The organism is Microcoleus sp. A006_D1 (assembly GCF_036702805.1).
Lineage (GTDB): Bacteria > Cyanobacteriota > Cyanobacteriia > Cyanobacteriales > Microcoleaceae > Microcoleus.
The window spans coordinates 121670-139487 of record NZ_JAUBVZ010000005.1; the positions used below are offsets into that span (position 1 = coordinate 121670).

16 protein-coding genes are annotated in these 17818 nt (G+C 46.5%); 4 read left to right on the forward strand and 12 right to left on the reverse strand.

What is annotated here, in order from left to right:
- Window positions 1-144 precede the first annotated feature (144 nt).
- The 5 genes from QUB68_RS10970 to QUB68_RS10990 all read right to left on the reverse strand — a co-directional run bounded on the left by QUB68_RS10970 (window position 145) and on the right by QUB68_RS10990 (window position 3509).
- Entirely contained in the window at window positions 145-1413 is a 1269-nt protein-coding gene (locus QUB68_RS10970; protein WP_332992167.1) for an NAD(P)/FAD-dependent oxidoreductase, read from the reverse strand.
- Between the two features lie 12 nt (window positions 1414-1425).
- A complete protein-coding gene (rd, locus tag QUB68_RS10975) occupies window positions 1426-1584 on the reverse strand; it encodes a rubredoxin (protein ID WP_332992170.1) in 159 nt (52 codons plus the stop codon).
- 321 nt (window positions 1585-1905) lie between these two features.
- Window positions 1906-2673, reverse strand: coding sequence for a ChaB family protein (locus tag QUB68_RS10980; RefSeq protein ID WP_332992172.1), 768 nt, complete (start codon window positions 2671-2673; stop codon window positions 1906-1908).
- 177 nt (window positions 2674-2850) lie between these two features.
- Window positions 2851-3219 carry a DUF5615 family PIN-like protein gene (locus tag QUB68_RS10985; protein ID WP_332992174.1) on the reverse strand — a complete coding sequence of 123 codons (369 nt, stop codon included), beginning with the start codon at window positions 3217-3219 and terminating at the stop codon, window positions 2851-2853.
- A complete protein-coding gene (locus QUB68_RS10990; RefSeq protein ID WP_332992175.1) occupies window positions 3216-3509 on the reverse strand; it encodes a DUF433 domain-containing protein in 294 nt (97 codons plus the stop codon). Before QUB68_RS10990 ends, QUB68_RS10985 begins: the two co-directional genes overlap by 4 nt.
- Window positions 3510-3589: 80 nt before the next feature.
- On the opposite strand from QUB68_RS10990, the gene QUB68_RS10995 reads away from it, so the two are divergent.
- Window positions 3590-4264: a polysaccharide deacetylase family protein gene (locus tag QUB68_RS10995; RefSeq protein WP_332992176.1), complete on the forward strand. Its 675-nt coding sequence runs from the start codon at window positions 3590-3592 to the stop codon at window positions 4262-4264.
- Window positions 4265-4454: 190 nt separating this feature from the next.
- Window positions 4455-5936, forward strand: a complete 1482-nt coding sequence (locus QUB68_RS11000; RefSeq protein WP_332992177.1) for an S-layer homology domain-containing protein — start codon at window positions 4455-4457, stop codon at window positions 5934-5936.
- 192 nt (window positions 5937-6128) lie between these two features.
- Here QUB68_RS11000 and QUB68_RS11005 read toward each other — a convergent pair whose 3' ends face one another.
- The 3 genes from QUB68_RS11005 to QUB68_RS11015 form a co-directional block, all read right to left on the reverse strand.
- Window positions 6129-7304: a sulfotransferase family protein gene (locus QUB68_RS11005; RefSeq protein ID WP_332992179.1), complete on the reverse strand. Its 1176-nt coding sequence runs from the start codon at window positions 7302-7304 to the stop codon at window positions 6129-6131.
- A gap of 115 nt (window positions 7305-7419) precedes the next feature.
- A complete protein-coding gene (locus tag QUB68_RS11010; protein WP_332992181.1) occupies window positions 7420-8271 on the reverse strand; it encodes a hypothetical protein in 852 nt (283 codons plus the stop codon).
- A 199-nt stretch (window positions 8272-8470) separates the two neighbouring features.
- On the reverse strand, window positions 8471-9133 hold the full coding sequence (locus tag QUB68_RS11015) for a glycerol-3-phosphate ABC transporter substrate-binding protein (RefSeq protein ID WP_332992182.1): 663 nt from the start codon (window positions 9131-9133) through the stop codon (window positions 8471-8473).
- Between the two features lie 204 nt (window positions 9134-9337).
- On the opposite strand from QUB68_RS11015, the gene QUB68_RS11020 reads away from it, so the two are divergent.
- The gene (locus QUB68_RS11020) at window positions 9338-10012 is read left to right on the forward strand and encodes an acetoacetate decarboxylase family protein (protein WP_332992184.1); all 675 of its coding nucleotides are present in this window, start codon (window positions 9338-9340) and stop codon (window positions 10010-10012) included.
- Window positions 10013-10055: 43 nt separating this feature from the next.
- Here QUB68_RS11020 and QUB68_RS11025 read toward each other — a convergent pair whose 3' ends face one another.
- The 4 genes from QUB68_RS11025 to QUB68_RS11040 form a co-directional block, all read right to left on the reverse strand.
- Window positions 10056-10535 (reverse strand): orange carotenoid protein N-terminal domain-containing protein, encoded by a 480-nt coding sequence (locus QUB68_RS11025; protein ID WP_332992186.1) that lies wholly within the window; start codon window positions 10533-10535, stop codon window positions 10056-10058.
- Between the two features lie 461 nt (window positions 10536-10996).
- A complete protein-coding gene (locus QUB68_RS11030; protein ID WP_332992188.1) occupies window positions 10997-14134 on the reverse strand; it encodes an MFS transporter in 3138 nt (1045 codons plus the stop codon).
- A gap of 452 nt (window positions 14135-14586) precedes the next feature.
- The gene (locus QUB68_RS11035; RefSeq protein WP_332992190.1) at window positions 14587-15528 is read right to left on the reverse strand and encodes a hypothetical protein; all 942 of its coding nucleotides are present in this window, start codon (window positions 15526-15528) and stop codon (window positions 14587-14589) included.
- 66 nt (window positions 15529-15594) lie between these two features.
- A complete protein-coding gene (locus tag QUB68_RS11040) occupies window positions 15595-15909 on the reverse strand; it encodes a hypothetical protein (RefSeq protein ID WP_332992191.1) in 315 nt (104 codons plus the stop codon).
- 86 nt (window positions 15910-15995) lie between these two features.
- Here QUB68_RS11040 and proS point away from each other — a divergent pair, with 86 nt between their 5' ends.
- Entirely contained in the window at window positions 15996-17801 is a 1806-nt protein-coding gene (proS, locus tag QUB68_RS11045) for a proline--tRNA ligase (RefSeq protein ID WP_332992192.1), read from the forward strand.
- The last annotated feature ends 17 nt before the right edge of the window (window positions 17802-17818 follow it).

The window sequence follows — 17818 nt, forward strand, 5'->3', positions numbered from 1 at the left end:
GTCTCTCACCCGATGTTACCTCCGCAAAACTGCGAATTTTGTCTGCAATATGAAGTTGACGCACATTGAGTGCGCCTTAATTCAAACGTAACACAAAACTTAATATTGGCAAGCCGATCGCCCGATCGAACTCTCAAACCTCGATCAAAAATCGGCTGATTTGCCGATCGCCATTCCCGCCAACCACGCCGTAGTCCAAGCACTTTGGAAGTTAAAACCACCCGTCACGCCGTCAATATCCAAGATTTCTCCAGCAAAGAAAAGTCCGGGACAGCGGCGGCTTTCCATTGTCTTAAAATCAACTTCTTTGAGGCTGACACCGCCGCAGGTGACGAATTCTTCCTTAAATGCGCCTTTTCCTGAAATCTGATATTCGCCTTGAACGAGCTCTAGCAAGAGGCGATCTAGGGCTTTATTCGATAAGTCAGCCCAGCGTTTTTGCTCGTCAATGCCGATCGAACTTGTCAAACGATCCCAGAGGCGGCGCGGCATCGGAAACGGACAGCTAGAGACGATCAAGCGGTGCGACAACTGCGATTTGACCGCTACCAGTTGCTGCCGCAAAACCTCCCCATTGTACTGAGGAAGCCAATTAATCAGCACAGATGTTCGATAATGGCGATCGTGCAAAAATCTTGCACCCCAAGCCGAAAGTTTGAGTACAGCAGGCCCGCTTAAACCCCAGTGAGTAATTAGCAAAGGCCCGCTTTGTTCTAATTTTGCTCCCGGCAATTTGACCTTAGCATTAGGAACAGAAACTCCGGCTAAATCTTTGATTCTGCCATCAGCAATATTAAAAGTAAATAGAGAAGGAACAGGAACTTCTACGGTATTACCTAACTCTTTTGCCCACTTATAACCCGACGGATTGCTGCCTGTAGCGAGAAGAATGCGATCGGACTTCAATATCTCCCCAGATTTCAACTCAACTTCAAACGTAGGGGCGGTGGATGGTGCGTGCCCGCCCTCTTCTGCTGTTAATTTCTTTACTGAAACAACTGCATCACCCGTGCGAATTTTTACACCTGCATCCTCAGCGGCGCGGATCAAACAGTTAACAATTGTCCCCGAATCATCTGTGATTGGAAACATTCGCCCGTCTTCTTCTGTTTTCAATTTCACGCCGTGACTGGCGAACCAATCAACAGTATCGCGGGGTTGAAATCGAGTAAAAGCACCGCGCAGAGCTTTCCCTCCTCTGGGGTAATTCTGCACTAAAACACCGGGGTCAAAACAAGCATGAGTGACGTTGCAGCGTCCGCCGCCAGAGATGCGAACTTTTGCCAGAAGTTGGCGGCCCGCTTCTAGTAAAGTGACGCGGGCTTGCGGGTAGGTTTTAGCACAGGTAATTGCACTAAAAAAACCCGCTGCACCGCCACCTATGACTGTAATTTTGAGGATTCGATCGGACAAATTTTTTCTCGCTTATTCTGGTTCAAAATCGGATTTTGCCGCCCCGCAAGTGGGACAAACCCAATCGTCTGGGATATCTTCAAAGGCTGTACCGGGCGGTATGTCTCCGTCGGGGTCGCCTACTGCTGGATCGTAGACGTAATTGCAAGTTGTACAAACGTATTTTTGCATTTGCTAATCCAATTTTATATTGTCAGCCTATAGATTGTACTTGACAAAGCGACTTAGTGCAATACCAGAAAAATTAAATCTTTCACAAGTTACAATTCACAATTATAAAATAGACAAGATTGAAAAAATAAATAGGACGGGCTAGAAGCCCATCCCACAATTTTTTTTCTTGTGGGATGGGCTTCTAGCCCGTCCCAAAATTTGATCAAAAGGACTGTTGCAATCTTGTCTAATCTATATAATCTAAAATAATACAAGCCTCTAGAACTTCGGTTCTAGAGGCTGCATTCTATCTTTTATTAGTTTACTACTGTCAGGGTACTAGACTTTCGCTAAAGGCTTAGTCCAAACGCCGCTTTCATCTTCTTCGTACTGCTTGTGAATGGCGTCCCAAGCGGTGTGTTCCGCTTGTATCGAGTCGTTGCTTTCATCAAATGCAGCGTTGTAGGATTCCATAAAGGTTTTTTGTGCTGCTTCCGACAGGTGCGATCGCACTTCAGGAGACAAATCTGCCGGACTATTGCAGCGACCTTTGACGGCGCGCGGCAGCGTCATTTCGCTAACTGAAACTTCTTCACCGCCGGCACTTTCTAGCAAGAGTTGAAATTCGCCCGATTTATCGGCGGGAACTTCTGCCATCACGAGAAATTCGCCTGCTTCGACGCGGGTTTGATAGATAGTTGCTTTGTCTTCGGGCATTCCCAAAGCGACTAATGCCGAAACTAAGCCCGCACCGGCCGAACCTGCGATCGCGCCGCTAGCTGCACCCAACAATACAGCACCCAGCGGGCCTGCGGATACTACTGCACCGACAAAGGGAATAAACAGCACGCCGACGCCAGTTAGCAAGCCCAAAAAAGAACCGAATAAGGAACCAAAAATCGCCCCGCTTCTCAGGCCACCTAAAATCACATCTTTTTTAGTCAGAAAGCCGGCAATTTTAGTTTTGGACTGAAAGTTTTTGCCCATGACTGAGATGTGGTCGCGGGAGACTCCGCGATCGAGCAACCGCCGAATTACGCCGTCTAATTGTTCTTCTTCCTTAAATACGGCTGAAACTGTGCGTTCTGCTAGATATTCCTCTGTCATTGTTCCTCCTTGATGATTTATCAATTATTTATGCTTGTTTTTAGTATAGGAGGACACCGTAGGGCGATCGCATCGATCTTGAGATAGAGGTGAGTGCGATCGGAGATAGTTTGAAGCTCTATCAAAAGAGTTAAATAATTTTGAAATTTGCGATCGCTCATCTCTTACAGACAGTTATTAAGGTCTAATATAACCTCCCATAAACTCCAATTGATTTATCATTTCTTCCGCTGACTTGGCAGCCATCAAATTCAAAATTCCTCGCCATTGAGCGCCTATTGAGTAACTTTGTCGCGTTGCAACAATAATTCCTGAATGAGTCATCTTTAGTTCAGCAAAAGTTCTGTGCAAACGGCAGAAATCTCCCATATTAGCAGTGTAAATGACCCGCCCTTGCTCAGTTGCCCAGATTAGCTGCTCCTCATCTGAAGAGCTAAGTTTGTTCGCGTCTGGAGTAGTCATCACATCTACACCAGAATTCCGCAAAGATTCTACCAACGACAGGTTGCCAGAATCTTCATCAATATAGAGACGAATTTGACTCACGATAAATTACCTGCCATATATTCAGCTTCCCAATACTTGCACTCTTGGTAGTACGCTGCTATATCAGCCTCGATTTCATCTTTATTAGCATGATAATAAGCCAATCCAGCATAAATTTGTGCTAAGGTCAAGTGCGGAAATTCTTCAGCGATTTTTTCAGGAGTCATTCCCGCTTTATAGTCAATGGCTATGCTTTGCACGGACATTCTTGTACCTGCGATGCGGGGGCGGCCGCCGCAAGTTCCCGGCGTGCTGACAATTAGCGTTCCAATATCAACGGCAGTTGTCATATTTACCTCAATTGAGTTAACTTTATTCTATTGTAACGCAGCTTCATTTCTACCCGATCGCACTTTCGCAACATTAACCAATGCCACTAGCACCCCTGTTTCCTGTCGTTCATCCCTTTCTCAAATCTGCTTTTCCCAGATGTCTGTGGACGGGAGATATCAACAGCCGAGAAATAGCCCTGACATTTGACGACGGGCCCCACCGGCAGCACACACCTCAACTGCTAAAAGTTTTAGATAAATACGACATAAAAGCGAGTTTTTTCTGGCTGGGTTTTTGCGTGGACAGGCATCCAGAAACGGCTAAGGAAGTGTGCGATCGCGGCCACTGGATCGGTCTCCACGGCTACCAGCACGTATCGTTTGCAAAACTCAAAACCCACGAACTAAAACACAGTTTAGAAGACACGCAAAAAGCAATTAGCAAAGCTTGCGATTTAGACCCAAAATTAATCCGCGACGTGCGGCCGCCGAACGGCATTTTTACGCCGCGAACATTAGAGTTATTGCAACAGTGGGAATATCGCCCTGTAATGTGGAGTGTCGTCCCGGAAGATTGGGTGCGGCCGGGGGTGATGAAAGTTCTTAGTCGCGTCGTGCAGCAAACAGAAAACGGTTCAATTATTGTATTGCATGACGGCTTTTGCGGCGGCGAAGATGTTGCCGCATCTGCTGATAAAATCATTCCCTTGCTTTTGTATAAAGGTTACAAATTTGTAACAATCGATCGCCTGTGGCAACAAATTTCTGTGTGAGTATGTCAGTGCGATGCTAAGCAAAGCAATCGCCAAGGTTTGAAATTGCTTGGCTTGGGTGCGGAATCATTGCGTGGCTGTGAATGAGCAACTCCTGAGTATGTCAATAGGAACAGGGTAAAATACCTGGTATTGTATAAATTTTACTTCGGTTTCGATCGCAAAGAAAGCAAGTAGAGGAGGCTGTGGTATGGTTCGATCGCACAAACGTCAAGCTGTCATCGCTTTAGTGGTAGCCCTGGGGATAATCATCGGGAATTTAGTATTTCCAGGGCTGAATGTAGCCCCGGCATTTGCTGAAGCCAAATTTAAGGATGTCAAAGACCATTGGGCTCAAGCCTGCATCGAAGAATTAGCCGAGAAAAAAATCATCAGTGGCTACTATGAAGACGGCAGTTTTCGCCCGAACCGCCCAGTCAGCCGCGCTGAGTTTGCGGCGATGCTGCGTAGGGCTTTTCCCGATGCGAAAACCGTCCGCAATCCGATCAATTTTGTAGATATTCCCACGAATTACTGGGGTTATAAACCAATCCGGGAAGCTTATCAGACGGGCTTTCTGTCCGGTTACAGTGGCAGTATTTTTAACGCGACTTTAAACATTCCCCGCTGGCAGGTTTTGGTAGCCTTAAGCAGCGGTTTGAAATATACACCTGCTGGTTCAGCGCCTGAGATTTTAGATGCGACTTTTGAGGATGCGCGAGACATTCCAGAATTGGCGAGAAATGCGATCGCCGCCGCAGCAGAAAAACGACTGGTTGTCAATTATCCCGCCGTCAAACAGCTAGAACCTACACGCAATGCGACACGCGCCGAAGTAGCAACTTTCTTGTGTCAGGCGATCGCCAAACCAGGACAAACAGCCTTAGTTCCCTCGCAATACATCGCGCAAGTTCCGCCGGATATCGGCCCGCCGAGAACCACAGAAATCTCGGAGTCAGGGAAAGTTCGGGCGGAAGTTTCTTTCGTGAAGGAAGCAGAAAATGCTAAAAATATCCGCATCAAAATTATCCGCAACGGTCAAATTTCATTAGAAGAACCAGTCCTAATTCCGACTCGTTCTCTAGCAGACAATCCCGACAAAAAAGCCAGCGACGAAGTATCGGAAGGGCGTTTGTTGTCGGTACGAATCCGCGATTTGGATGGCGACAAGGAACCGGAAGTGCTGGCAGATTTAGTCTCAATCAAAAGTGGCGTCCGCTGCTGCAATTATTCGTTTATTTACCGCTACGACTCAGCGGCGAAGAAATACACTCACATCAAGCATTTCTGGGGCAATGTGAGCTACGAAATTGTCGATTTTGGCAAAAATGATATCCCGGAGTTCAAGAGTCAAGACGGGCGATTTGCCGAGGCTTTTACCAATTATGCTGATTCTCGCTTACCGCTGCAAATTTGGCAGTACCGCCAAGGTAAAATGGAAGATGTTACCAAGCAGTATCTCGTGGAAGTATACACGAATGGTGCTGAGCTGTGGCTGGAATCTCGGAAGCGATCGAGCGAAGATGGAGAGGTAAAAGGCGTTTTGGCGGCCTTCATGGCGAGCAAGTATGTCGCGGGCCAGGAGGCGGAAGGTTGGCAATTATTGGACAAGGTTTATCAAGGAGGCGATCGCACTCAATTTTTTGGGAAGTTGCGCGAGTTTTTGGTGAGCAGGGGTTATGCGAGTAAGTAGATAAAGATCCCCCTAAATCCCCCTTAAAAAGGGGGACTTTGAAAACTCTTGTTTTTGCCTCAATAAAGGGGACTGTGAAGACTCTTGTCCTCCCCTTTTTTAAGGGGGGTTAGGGGGATCGAGCCGTGTTAACGATCGAACCTAATTATATCAGGTGCGTCAGAAGCTGACGCACCCTACAATACATGATACTTACCATCCAAATTCTTTATCCGCATATTCGGCTAATTCTCGATTGTGCGGCTGAAAATACTCGCGCAATCGCTGGCTGACAGCATCATCCGCAGGCTGATAATTCCCGCCGTTATATTGTTTGTAATCGCTGAGTTGATAATCTGGCAAATCTAAAAATTCAAAAACTTGTTTGAGTGTCGCAGCCGGATTGGCATAAAATTCTTCACTCTGCAAAATCAAAAACTGTTCTCTGGGAAAAAGTTTCATCCACTGTTTGAGGCTGCAAGCATAAAGACTCTTGTAAATGTAGTGACAATCTTTCCAAGAACTTTTATCTGCTAAACTAATTTCGGTTGCGCCAGCTAGCAATTGCAACTCGGCATCGATCGCCTTTTCAAACGTCCTGCATTCCGTACCGCGCCTCACCAGCATTTGATAGTGCGAAAAAGCGCGATCGACTGGATTTCTCAAAATCGCAATCAGCTTGACTTTTGGCAAACATCCGTGCAATCTTTCCGCAGCTAGCGGGTGAGTTAGATAAGTCGGAGTTGCTTCTCCCGTCAAAAAATGATGCGCTTCTATTTGCGGCGGAAAATGCGCTTGATACCAAGCTAATCCTTTGTTGAAATGTTCTGAAAAAAAACAGATTTCTTTATTGGCAGCGGGTAAAATCTGAGGGTGCGAAGTGATATATTTGTAGAGAGAAGTTGTGCCGCACCTCGGAGAACCGATGATGATAAAATCGGCTTCACGAGCTTTTGTTGAATTCCATTCTACTTGTGACAGTTCCGGGCGAGATGCTACAGTTTGCAGACGGACTGCGGTTTGAAAAAGGGATCTCGACTCCTGGATTTTTCCCTGCTTGCTCAGCGCCACTGCCAAGTTAATGTAGGCTAAGGGAAAATTTGGCAAAATCTCGATTACTTCGCGGTAAACAGCCACTAAACCATCAATCAGAGGAGAATCTTTGGGCAGGGGCGCGTACATTAATGGGAAGTAAGCGGCGGTAAAGTTTGGTTGCAAGAAAATGGCTTTTTGGTGACAGGCGACGGCTTCGGCAATTTGCCCGTTTTGTTGCAGGGCTTTTCCTAAATCGTGGTAAGCTGAGGGCGAATTGGGATTTTGGGCGATCGCTTGTTCGTAAAGGGCGATCGACTCCTGCAATTTTTCGCGATCGTTTAAGCTGTGCTGCATTTAAATTGTATGTTAATAAACAATCAAATTCTTGTGGGGTGGGCTTCTAACCCGCCCTGAATATGCAATTTTCCCCCATAGTTTAGAGTATCTGTAAAAGTGCGAACGGCAAAACTCATACTGGAATCCTGTAATAACCGCGCATCATCACCTTAACATCCAAATGCTTCATATCTGCCGTTGAAGCATCGTGAATCATATTTTCAGTCGGTGCAATATAAGCCTCGCCCGGTGCAATTCTCAACTTCACCACCGGATATTCTGGGTAGCGCTGCATAAACTCATAAGTTAACTGTCTCGTCCAAGGTTTCCTAATATCGGAATCAGAACATCCCAACATTTCAAAAATGTCAATTTCAGTCAAATTCACAAACAAAAAGTAACGGCTTTCCCGCCCTAAATTCACACAAATCCGATTAGTAGCCTCCTGCTTTTTCGCCAGCGGCAGATTGTCCCAACTATCAGTATGCAAACCGTTGCGACAACCGCGTTTGTTATCAATTGTCGCCGTACTCAATCCCGGCTGTCGGCCTCCCATACCGCTGATAACTGGCGGCGAATCCGACAGACAAAAAGGCTTAAAATAGTCAATTAGTCGATCGAGTATCTGCCCGCATTTTTCCTGAGATTTAAACTCAGCCACCTGTAGGGGAGTCCTTAGCGAAGCGATAGCAGCATCAGCCAACAAAGCCAAAACATCCGCAGGTAAGCGCACAATTCCAACACCAGCATAGGGGGGCGGCGGTTCGTCTGTCCAAAGCAGTGCCGACTCTGCCAGTGTCGGTTCCCTCCAAGGTTCTTTGGGCATAAAAGCACCTTCACAATACTCAAGGCGATCGGGCGCAGTGTCAACAGCTAGCTGCGTGCCCGCACTCAGCCACAATCGGGGAATTTCGCACTCTTTTGTAGTTTCTAACTCCCCATTGTGACAGCGATAAATTACTATACTTTGACGGAGATTGCACATTATTTAATATTGATTAATCGCAATTATTAAAAACCCCGTTCGATCCTTCGGACTTTAGTCCTTTGTCCTAAGTTTCCAGTTCATAGTAAGGACTTTAGTCCTTTCTTTTGAGTTCGCAAAGCAAGGACTGAAGTCCTGACTGCGAACTTTTTAGGACTGAAGTCCTGACTGCGAAATTTTTACACTTTGACAATCTTGCCTAATGAGTGCAATGGGTGCAGTGAGTGCAGTGAGAACACATCGCCCCTACCTCAAACCCTTCAGCATTCGGAAACTGCCAGAGAGTTTGTGTTAAAGTTGTGCGATCGACATTCTGCCGGGGAACAGAAGAAAAAGTCAAGACACGGGCTGCGTCGTCTGTGCTTTCCACCAAAATTTCGCCCTCAGCAACCTTAATTGCGTCTCGGTGCAAAATGCTGATTCCGAACATACCAGTCATTCCCAATTGTGACAGTTTACCTGCAATTTCATTGAGAAAATTCGAGTTATTGACAACTGCTTTTGACCGTTCAACTGCTGCCGATACAGCTTCAGTAACTCGGACAAATTCTAAGGGAAACCAAACCCATTCGCCTGATATTTGATTTTGTTCCACCTTCCACATATACGGAATAGCATCGCCGTATTCTGCGGTCGGCTTGACATAAGCATTGTTGCCGTCAAACTCTTCAACCAACCTCTCGTTATTCGACAGGTCAAAGTGTTTGTGAAGCAAGCAGATACCAACCTGTTTTTGCAAGCCGTGACTGCGGATAATTGCACCGAGTTCGGTCATGTTGTCTGGGGCTTGTTCCAGCAGGTCTCTGGCTGTGAAAAAATGCTCTAAACAATCGAAAACATCTGGTTTGTAAGATGTCAGCATACAGGTTTAGGTTCCCTTCTAAATATTCACTAAGTAGACGATATTTAACTTTTGCTCAAATGTCAACTAATTGCTAGCTGTTCACAGATTAATCTTTCTTATGCGTAGATTTACCAAGATTTTATGAATAACTACCAAAACCTGTTGCTGTTTTAGAGCCTAAGCTAAAATAAATATAAAATATCAGACATAAAATCACTTAAAATGGTATATTCACCTGCTCCTTGGCACCTGCAAGGTTATGCTGTTCAGACTTTACAGTTGGTAGATGTGGCACGAGTGCGCCCCTTGGTTCCCTCTGAGTTAGAAATTGTCTGTTTATTGCCAGGAAAAACCCTAGGCGGCATTTATATATCCTCCTACGGGCTGGGTTCCGTGATGGAGTACAATGAGTTAATTGTCGTAAGTGCGATCGCCAGTTATGCAGGAAAATGGGGCGCTTGGATTTCCCACATCTACGTAGACAACCCTAACTCAGCAGCTGGCGGGCGCGAAATTTGGAAACTTCCTAAAGAATTAGCTCAATTTAGTTGGGAAGGCAGCGATTCAGTAAAGGCATCACCGTTAGGCTACCGCGTTACAGTTAGCCAAGGAAATCTTCAACTGTGCAGTCTCAATTACAGCAAACAGAGTTTTGCCTTACCCGTACCTTTTAGCGGCAATGTTTTTAGCGCTGGTTGCAGCAATTTGCTAATGTTTAAAGGAGAATTTCAGTCTCGCATCGGCTCGATTAAAGGCGAAGTAGAAATACCTGAAGAGAGTAATTTTGCCAGTTTAAAGTTAGGTCAGCCATTGCTTACATTTGGCTGCGAAGATATGCGTTTAATTGCAGGTGCGCCGCAAATTGTCGGGAACAGAGCCGCTGAATTCAGTTATTAGCTGGAATCGGTAGGTGGGCATTGCCCACCTTACTTTACTCAAATTAAATGCCAGCGCCCGGAGCGGCTTCGGCACCCATTTCTAAAACTGTACCGCGCAGGAAATCAATTTGCTGCTGAAAGTCCATGCCTTGAATCTTTCCTAATAAAGCTTTTGCAGCTTCGGGAAGTTGATAGTCTGGAGGCACGGGAATAATGGTGCCTTCGTCCATTCCTACTGCCAGGAAATACCAAAAAGCCAACTTGGTTTCTGGGCTCATCGAGCCGTACATCCGGCTGATTTCAGTATTGGCTTTTGAGGCAATGTCGCGCATTACTTGCAGTTGTGCTTCGTGGGGCAGCGGCTTGACTTGATCGAACAAACCCTGAGCGATTTCGGAACCGGAAGCACCGGGAGCCGCTGGGGTTATTGACTTGCCCAGTTCAGTGTAAACAAACCACAGCAAACCTAATTGGTCGTCTACACTCAAGCTTTGAATATCAGCTTTTCCTTGGTCGTAAGCGCCGGCAGTAGTAAATGCCATTGAAGCCTCCAAAATAATATGTATTGCTCAGTTTTCTTATTGCGAAAACTTTTTTTGCTACTTAATAGAAGTTACCGAATAAAGACCGAGGCTAGAATCTTGCTGAAGGTAGAGATGATCCCCGACAGTAATTCGTGGTGAATGCTAGGAAGGTGTGGCAAAGTTTACAACTAAAGGATGATGCGATATGTCTCAGATTAATTAATTTAAGATCGCACGGGTTCGATCGTTCGGACTTCAGTCCTAATTAATTTTTGCGGACTAAAGTCCTCACTACAAGCCTTACTGGTAATCAAGGTTCGATCGTTCGGACTTCAGTCCTTCTTGATTTTGACGGACTAAAGTCCTCACTACAAGCCTTGTTGTGCTGTGGAAACGGATATCGCAGGATGCCCAAGAAAATAGGCTGGCATACAGCCAGCCTAGAATCAGGAGAACTTTAATGGAAACTTGTGGAAAGTCTAGCTAAACAAACCCGAAATACCGCCGACTGCTATTGCTCCAGCCAAAGCCGAAACAACCACAGAAGTTAGAGCCGTACCGAACAGCCACCAAGCAGCGGTTGCGGCGGCTTCGCGCGCATCTTCTGCTTGCTGCTTGGTCTTGTTTCGGATGTCTTTGATGCGTTTTTTGGCTTCAGTTTGTATGCGTTCTGAGCGCAATAAAACGCTGTCTCGGGCTCCTTCCATTTGGTCAACAATTCGGTGGGCGTCTGTCTCGGAAATATCGGAACGAGAGCTAATGACAGCTACTAAAGTATCGCGATCGAACTCACCCAAACGCTGTTTAATCGCGTCAAATCCCGCCTGCGGATCGTCAAACACTTTGCGGAAGTCCCGCTTGATGCCTTCGTAGTTGAGCTCTGGGCGATCGAGCGAATTGAGGTAATCCCGAATTTTCCCGAAGATACCGTCAATTGTTGACTGGAACTTGTCCTGCACCATTTGAATTTGTTCGACAAACTCGTTGCGGACAGATTCAATGCGATCGGCAATTTTGTTGGCTTCCTCTTCCGAAATGTCTTCCCGCTGCGACAGCAAGGCTACCAACGTACCGCGGTCAAAGTGCTTCAGCCGATCGCCCAAACTTTGCATCCCCGTTCCCGGTTCGCTAAACAGCAACTGCAAATCGCGCTTGATACCGTCTGGATTGAGCTCTTCCTTGTCGGTATTCCGCAAGTAATTTTCCAAACTTCCTTGAAAATCCTTGACAGTTTTTTGAGCGCGAGATGCCAAGCGGCGGGGCGATTTCACGATGCTGCGAAGCGAATCTTGCACGCGATCGATCGTCCGATTGATTTGTTCTTCGCTCAAATCTTCTCGCTGCGAAAGCAACTTGACCAAGGTTTCGCGATCGACCTGAGACAGTCTTTCCCGCAGCGCCAAGGCACCTTCTTTCGGATTTTCAAACAATTTGGTCAAATCCCGATTGATGCCTTCAGGATCGAGTTCTTCCAGGTTGGTATTCCGCAGGTATTCGCCAATCTTTCCAGTAACTTCCTCGTACTGCTCCTTAGCTTTATCTGCAACAATTTGCGGCGCGTGGATAATGTTGTCGCGCACAGATTCGATTTTGTCGATCGCCCCATTGACCTGTTCTTCGCTGAGGTCTTGGCGCTGCGACAGCAGTTGCACTAGCGTATCGCGATCGAATTGAGACAAGCGCTCTGAAAGAGCTTTAAAGCCCGCTTGCGGGTCGCTTAACAGCGTTTGAAACTCGCGCTCGATCGCTTCAGGATTGAGTTCTTCCTGATTAGTATTGCGAAGATACTCTTCTACCTTTTGGCGCACTTCTTGCGCTTTCGATTTCGCTTGCTCTTGCAATTCTTGAGCTTTGGAAATTACGCGATCGCGCGAACTTTCCAGCCGCCCAATTAACTGATCCGCTTCCTCGGGGCTGAAATCCTCGCGCTGACCGAGCAATTGCACCAAAGTATCGCGGTCAAATTGCGACAGGCGATCGCGCAAAGCCTCAAAACCAGCATCGCGATCGTCCAACAGCGCTTGGAAGTCCTTCTCGATACCTTCAGGATTCAATTCTTCCTTGCCAGTCGATCGCAAATAATTCTCAATCCGGCCGCGCAAATCTTGAGACTGTTCGTCACCAGCAGCAGCTTGCACGATTTCCAAAACTTCTTGGCGGACACTTTCAAGTTGTTCGGCAATTTCCGCCGCCTGTTCCTGACTGAAGCCCTCGCGGCGGCCCAGAATCCCTACAAAATAATCAGGATTAAACAGCTCTAACTGGCGCAACACGGCTCCCGGAGAAGCTTCGGGATCGTAAATAACATCCCTAAATTCCTGCTTGATAGTTTCTCGGTTGAGATGCCAAGGTTGAGCATTCAGCAAATAATTTTCCACATCAGCCTTAGCTGTATTGAAAGGCAGTGCAGGCAGTTTATCGCCCACCTTATCAGCCACCGATTTAGCTGTTTCCTTGCCTTTTTCTGTCAGTTGCTGCAACTGACCAGAGATTTTTTCCACATCCAAATCAGACAAATCCGTCCGCGACAAAACAGTGCCGACAAGAGCTTCCACACCCATCTGCATTGCTCGCTTCATGCCGCCGCTGCTGCTGGATGTCGATTTATTTTCTCTACTTTCGAGAATTTGAGATAGTTTGGCGTTAAGTTCGTCAGACTTTAACAAATCGGGAGCCGCAAACTTGAGAAAATCAACTAACTCTAAATTCGGGTCTTTCTTGTCTTGCTGCTTGCCGAAAGTTTGCTTCCATACGCCTTCGAGTTGGTCGGCAACTTGATTGATTTCATCCTTAGAAAAATCACTGCGGCTGCTAATCAAATCCACAAAAGTCTGGCGGTTAACATTCTTGAGAACATCGCTTCCAGCCAGAGATTTGATATCGGCATCGCCCAGCAATTTTTCAAATTGACCGCGAATTTCCTTAACATCCAGCTTCGGCAACTGCAAAGCACCGACATAATCTTGGATTGTTTCGCGAATGCTGTCCGGGTCTACAGCCGAGCCCAACTCGCGGCGCACAGCAGCCACAGATGCTTCTACAGTATTCACCATTTGGTCGCTGGCCATCTTGCCGCCGATCGCAGCACCGGCAGTACCCATCACGCCTTGAATGCCGGAAAAAGCAGTTTTGATCAAGGAACCGATCATCGAACCGACGGCGCTAGAACCGAGCCACACCAGCGTTAAAAAGTACGCCGACCAAATGACCACACCAATAATTGCCGCGCCGTCTACCGAGGCAATTGAAGTTAGTTTGACTGCCAGAAAACAAGCTAAGAATAAAGCTAGGTTAACTGTGACTAAAATCCAACCGCCGACTAAGCCTTCGATCTTGCGAACTTTAGTGCCTAAACTTTCCGACTCATCATCATCGTCAGTGTCGGGTAAAGCCTCATCCCAATTGGAGATTTTGGCGGCAATCGAGAAATTCGTTAACAGGAATTGGAAGCCGAAAGCCATGATGACTCCGGCGATTAATGCCACGAAAAACTGAGGACTCAGAAACATCAGCCCTCCGATATCGGGGTGGTCAAACGGGACATCTATTTCTACTGGCATTTGAGCAATATTGAATTGGGGACTGTACAGCGACATTAATAACTCGCTTTCAAACATAATTACCTCCTAAAGTTTGATGCCGAATTAGGCATATTGAAATTTACCCCTAACTTTTAAGTAGGGGATTTGGAACTTTTTAGATGGTGGTTTGTTTCGTCAGACTTTATCTTGGCTTTATCTTACGGAAGCCTTGATTCGTGAAAGCCGGATAAGTAGTAAATCAGATCTCTAGTTATCTCATCCTTACTGCTGATTATGGCTCTTTAAGCTGAAGAATAAATCCGTCTAAAGTCAGAAATCAGCTTTTCTGCGACTGGTAGCAGCAGAGTTCGCCCAAAAGCGGGAAGTTTGAGGCGGGGGCGATCGCGCTACCAATTATCCATTGATATCTCCCAAAACTCTTGTGGGGCGGGCATCTTGCCTGCCATTGACAGCTTTTTGACTTCAATGTCTGATAGTAGTAAAGTGCGATGCGGCGCACCCTAAATATAGTAGAGTGCGCTACCTAGTTAGGATTCCGTTTGATTTAGTGGCCCAAAACGAGCTAGTAATTCCGATCGCTCTAGCTCCATAATCAGTCGCGTGCGATCGAGGGTTTCTAATTGAATCAAAGGCTCGATTATTTTGGCTAATTCTTCATCAATTTCGCCAAATCTCACTTGTAAAATACTCTCAACCATCAAGCGTTGACTGCGCTGGATACCTTCTTGGATACCTTGCTGGATACCTCGCTGGATACCTCGCTGAGTTGCATCTTCAAGTCGTTGCAAATAGAGGGGTGACAGTTCCATAATTAACTCCCGATCTTCTCGATCTATGTCTTTGCGGACTTCTAAAATCGTTCGCAAGTTGTACAACAATTCTAACGCGCTCAACCGAAAGAAATTATCAGACGGTAATTCTCTCAATTCGGCAATAGCTTGCTTTTGGACGTTTCCCTTCCCCAAAACCCTCAGCCACAGCGTTTCGGGAGTACGGGGGAGTTGGTGAATCGCAATGATTGCTGCTTTCAGAGACGGACTCAGAAAATAAACTCCACTTACCCAATTTTCTGGTTCGGGAATCGCCCCAAATCCAACTAGCATCGCGTCGGAAACCGTCGGCGACAGTATCCAGAGTTGGGGCAAGTCTGCCTCTGCAATCCTGATATTATCTCTGGCTGCGATGCGTTCATATTCGGCGTGGACATCAAAGAGTTTTCCCAGACAACTGCGAATTTCTCCGGTTTGCACTGGACTGCGGAATGGTTCCAACACAGCGGCTTTTACTGCGATTTGACCCAGAATGCCGAGGGCTGTTGGTTCGACATCAGGTTCTGCTTTCGGGGCAAAGAAAACGTCAACCTGTCTCACTTCTCCAGCAATGTCGCGGCTGGTTTCGACTTTGCCGAGAGGCGTTAATAGTTCTTTGAGATATTGTTTTGCGAATTGGTCGTGAATGAATCTGGTCATGAGAATTATCAGCTACAAAATGTTTAAAAACCTCGCTATCAACCGTCAACCGTCAACTGTCAACTGTCAACTATCAACTGTCAACTGTTGGCAGCATTTACCCTCACAGTTGCGCCGGCTGCGAATACAGCCGTACTCCTCAAAACGTTCGCTATGTTTGCGGACAGTAGGATAGGCTACCAAATGTAAAGGAATTCCGATTAGTTTGTACAGCAATCTACCAGCGGCATGAGCAATATCCCAAACCTCACTCAAGTTAGGTTCTCGAACAAATTCTCCTATTTCATCTTTTAAGGCAATCCACTGAGATTGCAGAGTAGGATGGTGACAATTATCAAATGCTGTCATACCTTTTTGGTAATTTTCCCAAATTTTATTCATATATTTATTCAAATCTGGCTCACCTCTGATAATATCAGAAGTTAATCTGAGATTACAATCATCCGGTATTTTAAGGAAATCAGCCAATGCGACTCTCTCAAATGCTTTTCGTCACCCTGCGGGAAGATCCCGCAGAAGCAGAAATTCCCAGCCACAAATTATTACTCCGTGCGGGATACATCCGGCGCATCGGTAGTGGCATTTACGCTTATCTCCCTTTGATGTGGCGAGTTCTCAAAAAAGTCTCGCAAATTGTGCGCGAAGAAATGGACGCTACTGGCGCTCAAGAATGTCTCCTGCCGCAACTGCAACCGGCCGATTTGTGGCGGGAATCCGGCCGCTGGGATACCTACACTCAAGCTGAAGGTATCATGTTTGCGATGACAGACAGGCAGCAGCGAGAAGTCGGACTGGGCCCAACTCACGAAGAGGTAATTACTACAATTGCTAAAGATATGATTCGTTCCTATCGGCAATTGCCCGTACATCTTTATCAAATTCAAAATAAGTTTCGTGATGAAATTCGCCCGCGTTTCGGTTTGATGCGCGGTCGCGAATTTATTATGAAAGATGGTTATTCTTTTCACACTAGCGAAGAAAGCCTGAAAAAAACTTATCAGGATATGGCTCAAGCTTACAGTAATATGCTGCGCCGATCGGGCTTGGAATTCCGAGCAGTAGATGCTGATTCTGGTGCAATTGGTGGCTCTGGTTCTCAAGAGTTTATGGTGCTGGCAGACGCGGGTGAGGATGAAGTTCTTTATACTGAAGACGGTCTTTATGCTGCTAATGTGGAAAAGGCTGTATCGATGCCTGCTGATGCGGAATCGTCGCCTTTTGCAAGTTTTGAAAAGCGGGAAACGCCGGGAACTGAAACCATTGATAAACTTTGCAAGTTTTTGAAATGTTCTCCGACGCAAGTTGTTAAAAATGTGCTTTATCAGGCTGTTTATGATAATGGCACGACTGTTTTGGTACTCGTAAGCATTCGCGGCGACCAAGATGTGAATCAGGTAAAGTTGTTGAATGAATTGACAAAATTAGCGGGGAATTATCAAGCTAAAACTGTTTTGTTTTTGACGGTTCCTGATGCGGAAGCTCAGCGAAAATGGGCGGCTAAATCTTTGCCTCTGGGTTATATGGCTCCCGATGTTGCTGATGATTATATCGCTGGGAGTAAGGAGGTAAATTCTAAGTTTTTGCGTTTGGTCGATCGCACCGCCGTCGATCTGACAAACTTTGTCACCGGTTCTAACGAGTCAGGATACCACGTTGTCGGCGCTAATTGGAATCAAGAATTTCCCCTACCTGCAACCGTTGTGGGCGTTAGAACTGCCGTTGCGGGCGATCGGGCAGTGCACAACCCCGAACAAACCTTGCAAACCGCCCGAGGCATCGAAGTCGGCCACATCTTCCAATTAGGCACCAAATACTCCCAAGCAATGGGCGCCACCTACACCAGCGAACAAGGCGAAGAAATGCCCTTGATCATGGGCTGCTACGGCGTCGGCGTATCGCGGCTAGCTCAATCTGCCGTAGAACAATCCTACGACAAAGATGGGATAATCTGGCCAGTGGCGATCGCCCCATATCACGCGATCATTAGCATCCCCAATATTTCCGAGGCCCAACAAGTAGAAGTCGCCGAAAAACTCTACGCAGAACTCAACAAATCTGGCATTGAAACCTTATTAGATGACCGCGACGAACGAGCCGGAGTTAAATTTAAAGATGCCGATTTGATCGGCATCCCCTATCGCATTGTGACCGGCCGTTCGCTGAAAGTAGGCAAGGTTGAAGTCGTGGAAAGAGCAACTCACAAATCCCATGAAATTCCGATTGAGGAAGTCAATTCTACTTTGAAACAGTGGATTGATGCCGCCATCAAATAAGCCTCGATCGGGGGTTA

What these genes read in the sequence shown, in the direction of transcription:
- rd (WP_332992170.1), bottom strand. Translation starts at nt 1,584, where the DNA reads ATGCAAAAATACGTTTGTACAACTTGCAATTACGTCTACGATCCAGCA.
- QUB68_RS10980 (WP_332992172.1), bottom strand. Translation starts at nt 2,673, where the DNA reads ATGACAGAGGAATATCTAGCAGAACGCACAGTTTCAGCCGTATTTAAG.
- QUB68_RS10990 (WP_332992175.1), bottom strand. Translation starts at nt 3,509, where the DNA reads ATGACAACTGCCGTTGATATTGGAACGCTAATTGTCAGCACGCCGGGA.
- QUB68_RS10995 (WP_332992176.1), top strand. Translation starts at nt 3,590, where the DNA reads ATGCCACTAGCACCCCTGTTTCCTGTCGTTCATCCCTTTCTCAAATCT.
- QUB68_RS11000 (WP_332992177.1), top strand. Translation starts at nt 4,455, where the DNA reads ATGGTTCGATCGCACAAACGTCAAGCTGTCATCGCTTTAGTGGTAGCC.
- QUB68_RS11005 (WP_332992179.1), bottom strand. Translation starts at nt 7,304, where the DNA reads ATGCAGCACAGCTTAAACGATCGCGAAAAATTGCAGGAGTCGATCGCC.
- QUB68_RS11010 (WP_332992181.1), bottom strand. Translation starts at nt 8,271, where the DNA reads ATGTGCAATCTCCGTCAAAGTATAGTAATTTATCGCTGTCACAATGGG.
- QUB68_RS11015 (WP_332992182.1), bottom strand. Translation starts at nt 9,133, where the DNA reads ATGCTGACATCTTACAAACCAGATGTTTTCGATTGTTTAGAGCATTTT.
- QUB68_RS11020 (WP_332992184.1), top strand. Translation starts at nt 9,338, where the DNA reads ATGGTATATTCACCTGCTCCTTGGCACCTGCAAGGTTATGCTGTTCAG.
- QUB68_RS11025 (WP_332992186.1), bottom strand. Translation starts at nt 10,535, where the DNA reads ATGGCATTTACTACTGCCGGCGCTTACGACCAAGGAAAAGCTGATATT.
- QUB68_RS11030 (WP_332992188.1), bottom strand. Translation starts at nt 14,134, where the DNA reads ATGTTTGAAAGCGAGTTATTAATGTCGCTGTACAGTCCCCAATTCAAT.
- QUB68_RS11035 (WP_332992190.1), bottom strand. Translation starts at nt 15,528, where the DNA reads ATGACCAGATTCATTCACGACCAATTCGCAAAACAATATCTCAAAGAA.
- QUB68_RS11040 (WP_332992191.1), bottom strand. Translation starts at nt 15,909, where the DNA reads ATGAATAAAATTTGGGAAAATTACCAAAAAGGTATGACAGCATTTGAT.
- proS (WP_332992192.1), top strand. Translation starts at nt 15,996, where the DNA reads ATGCGACTCTCTCAAATGCTTTTCGTCACCCTGCGGGAAGATCCCGCA.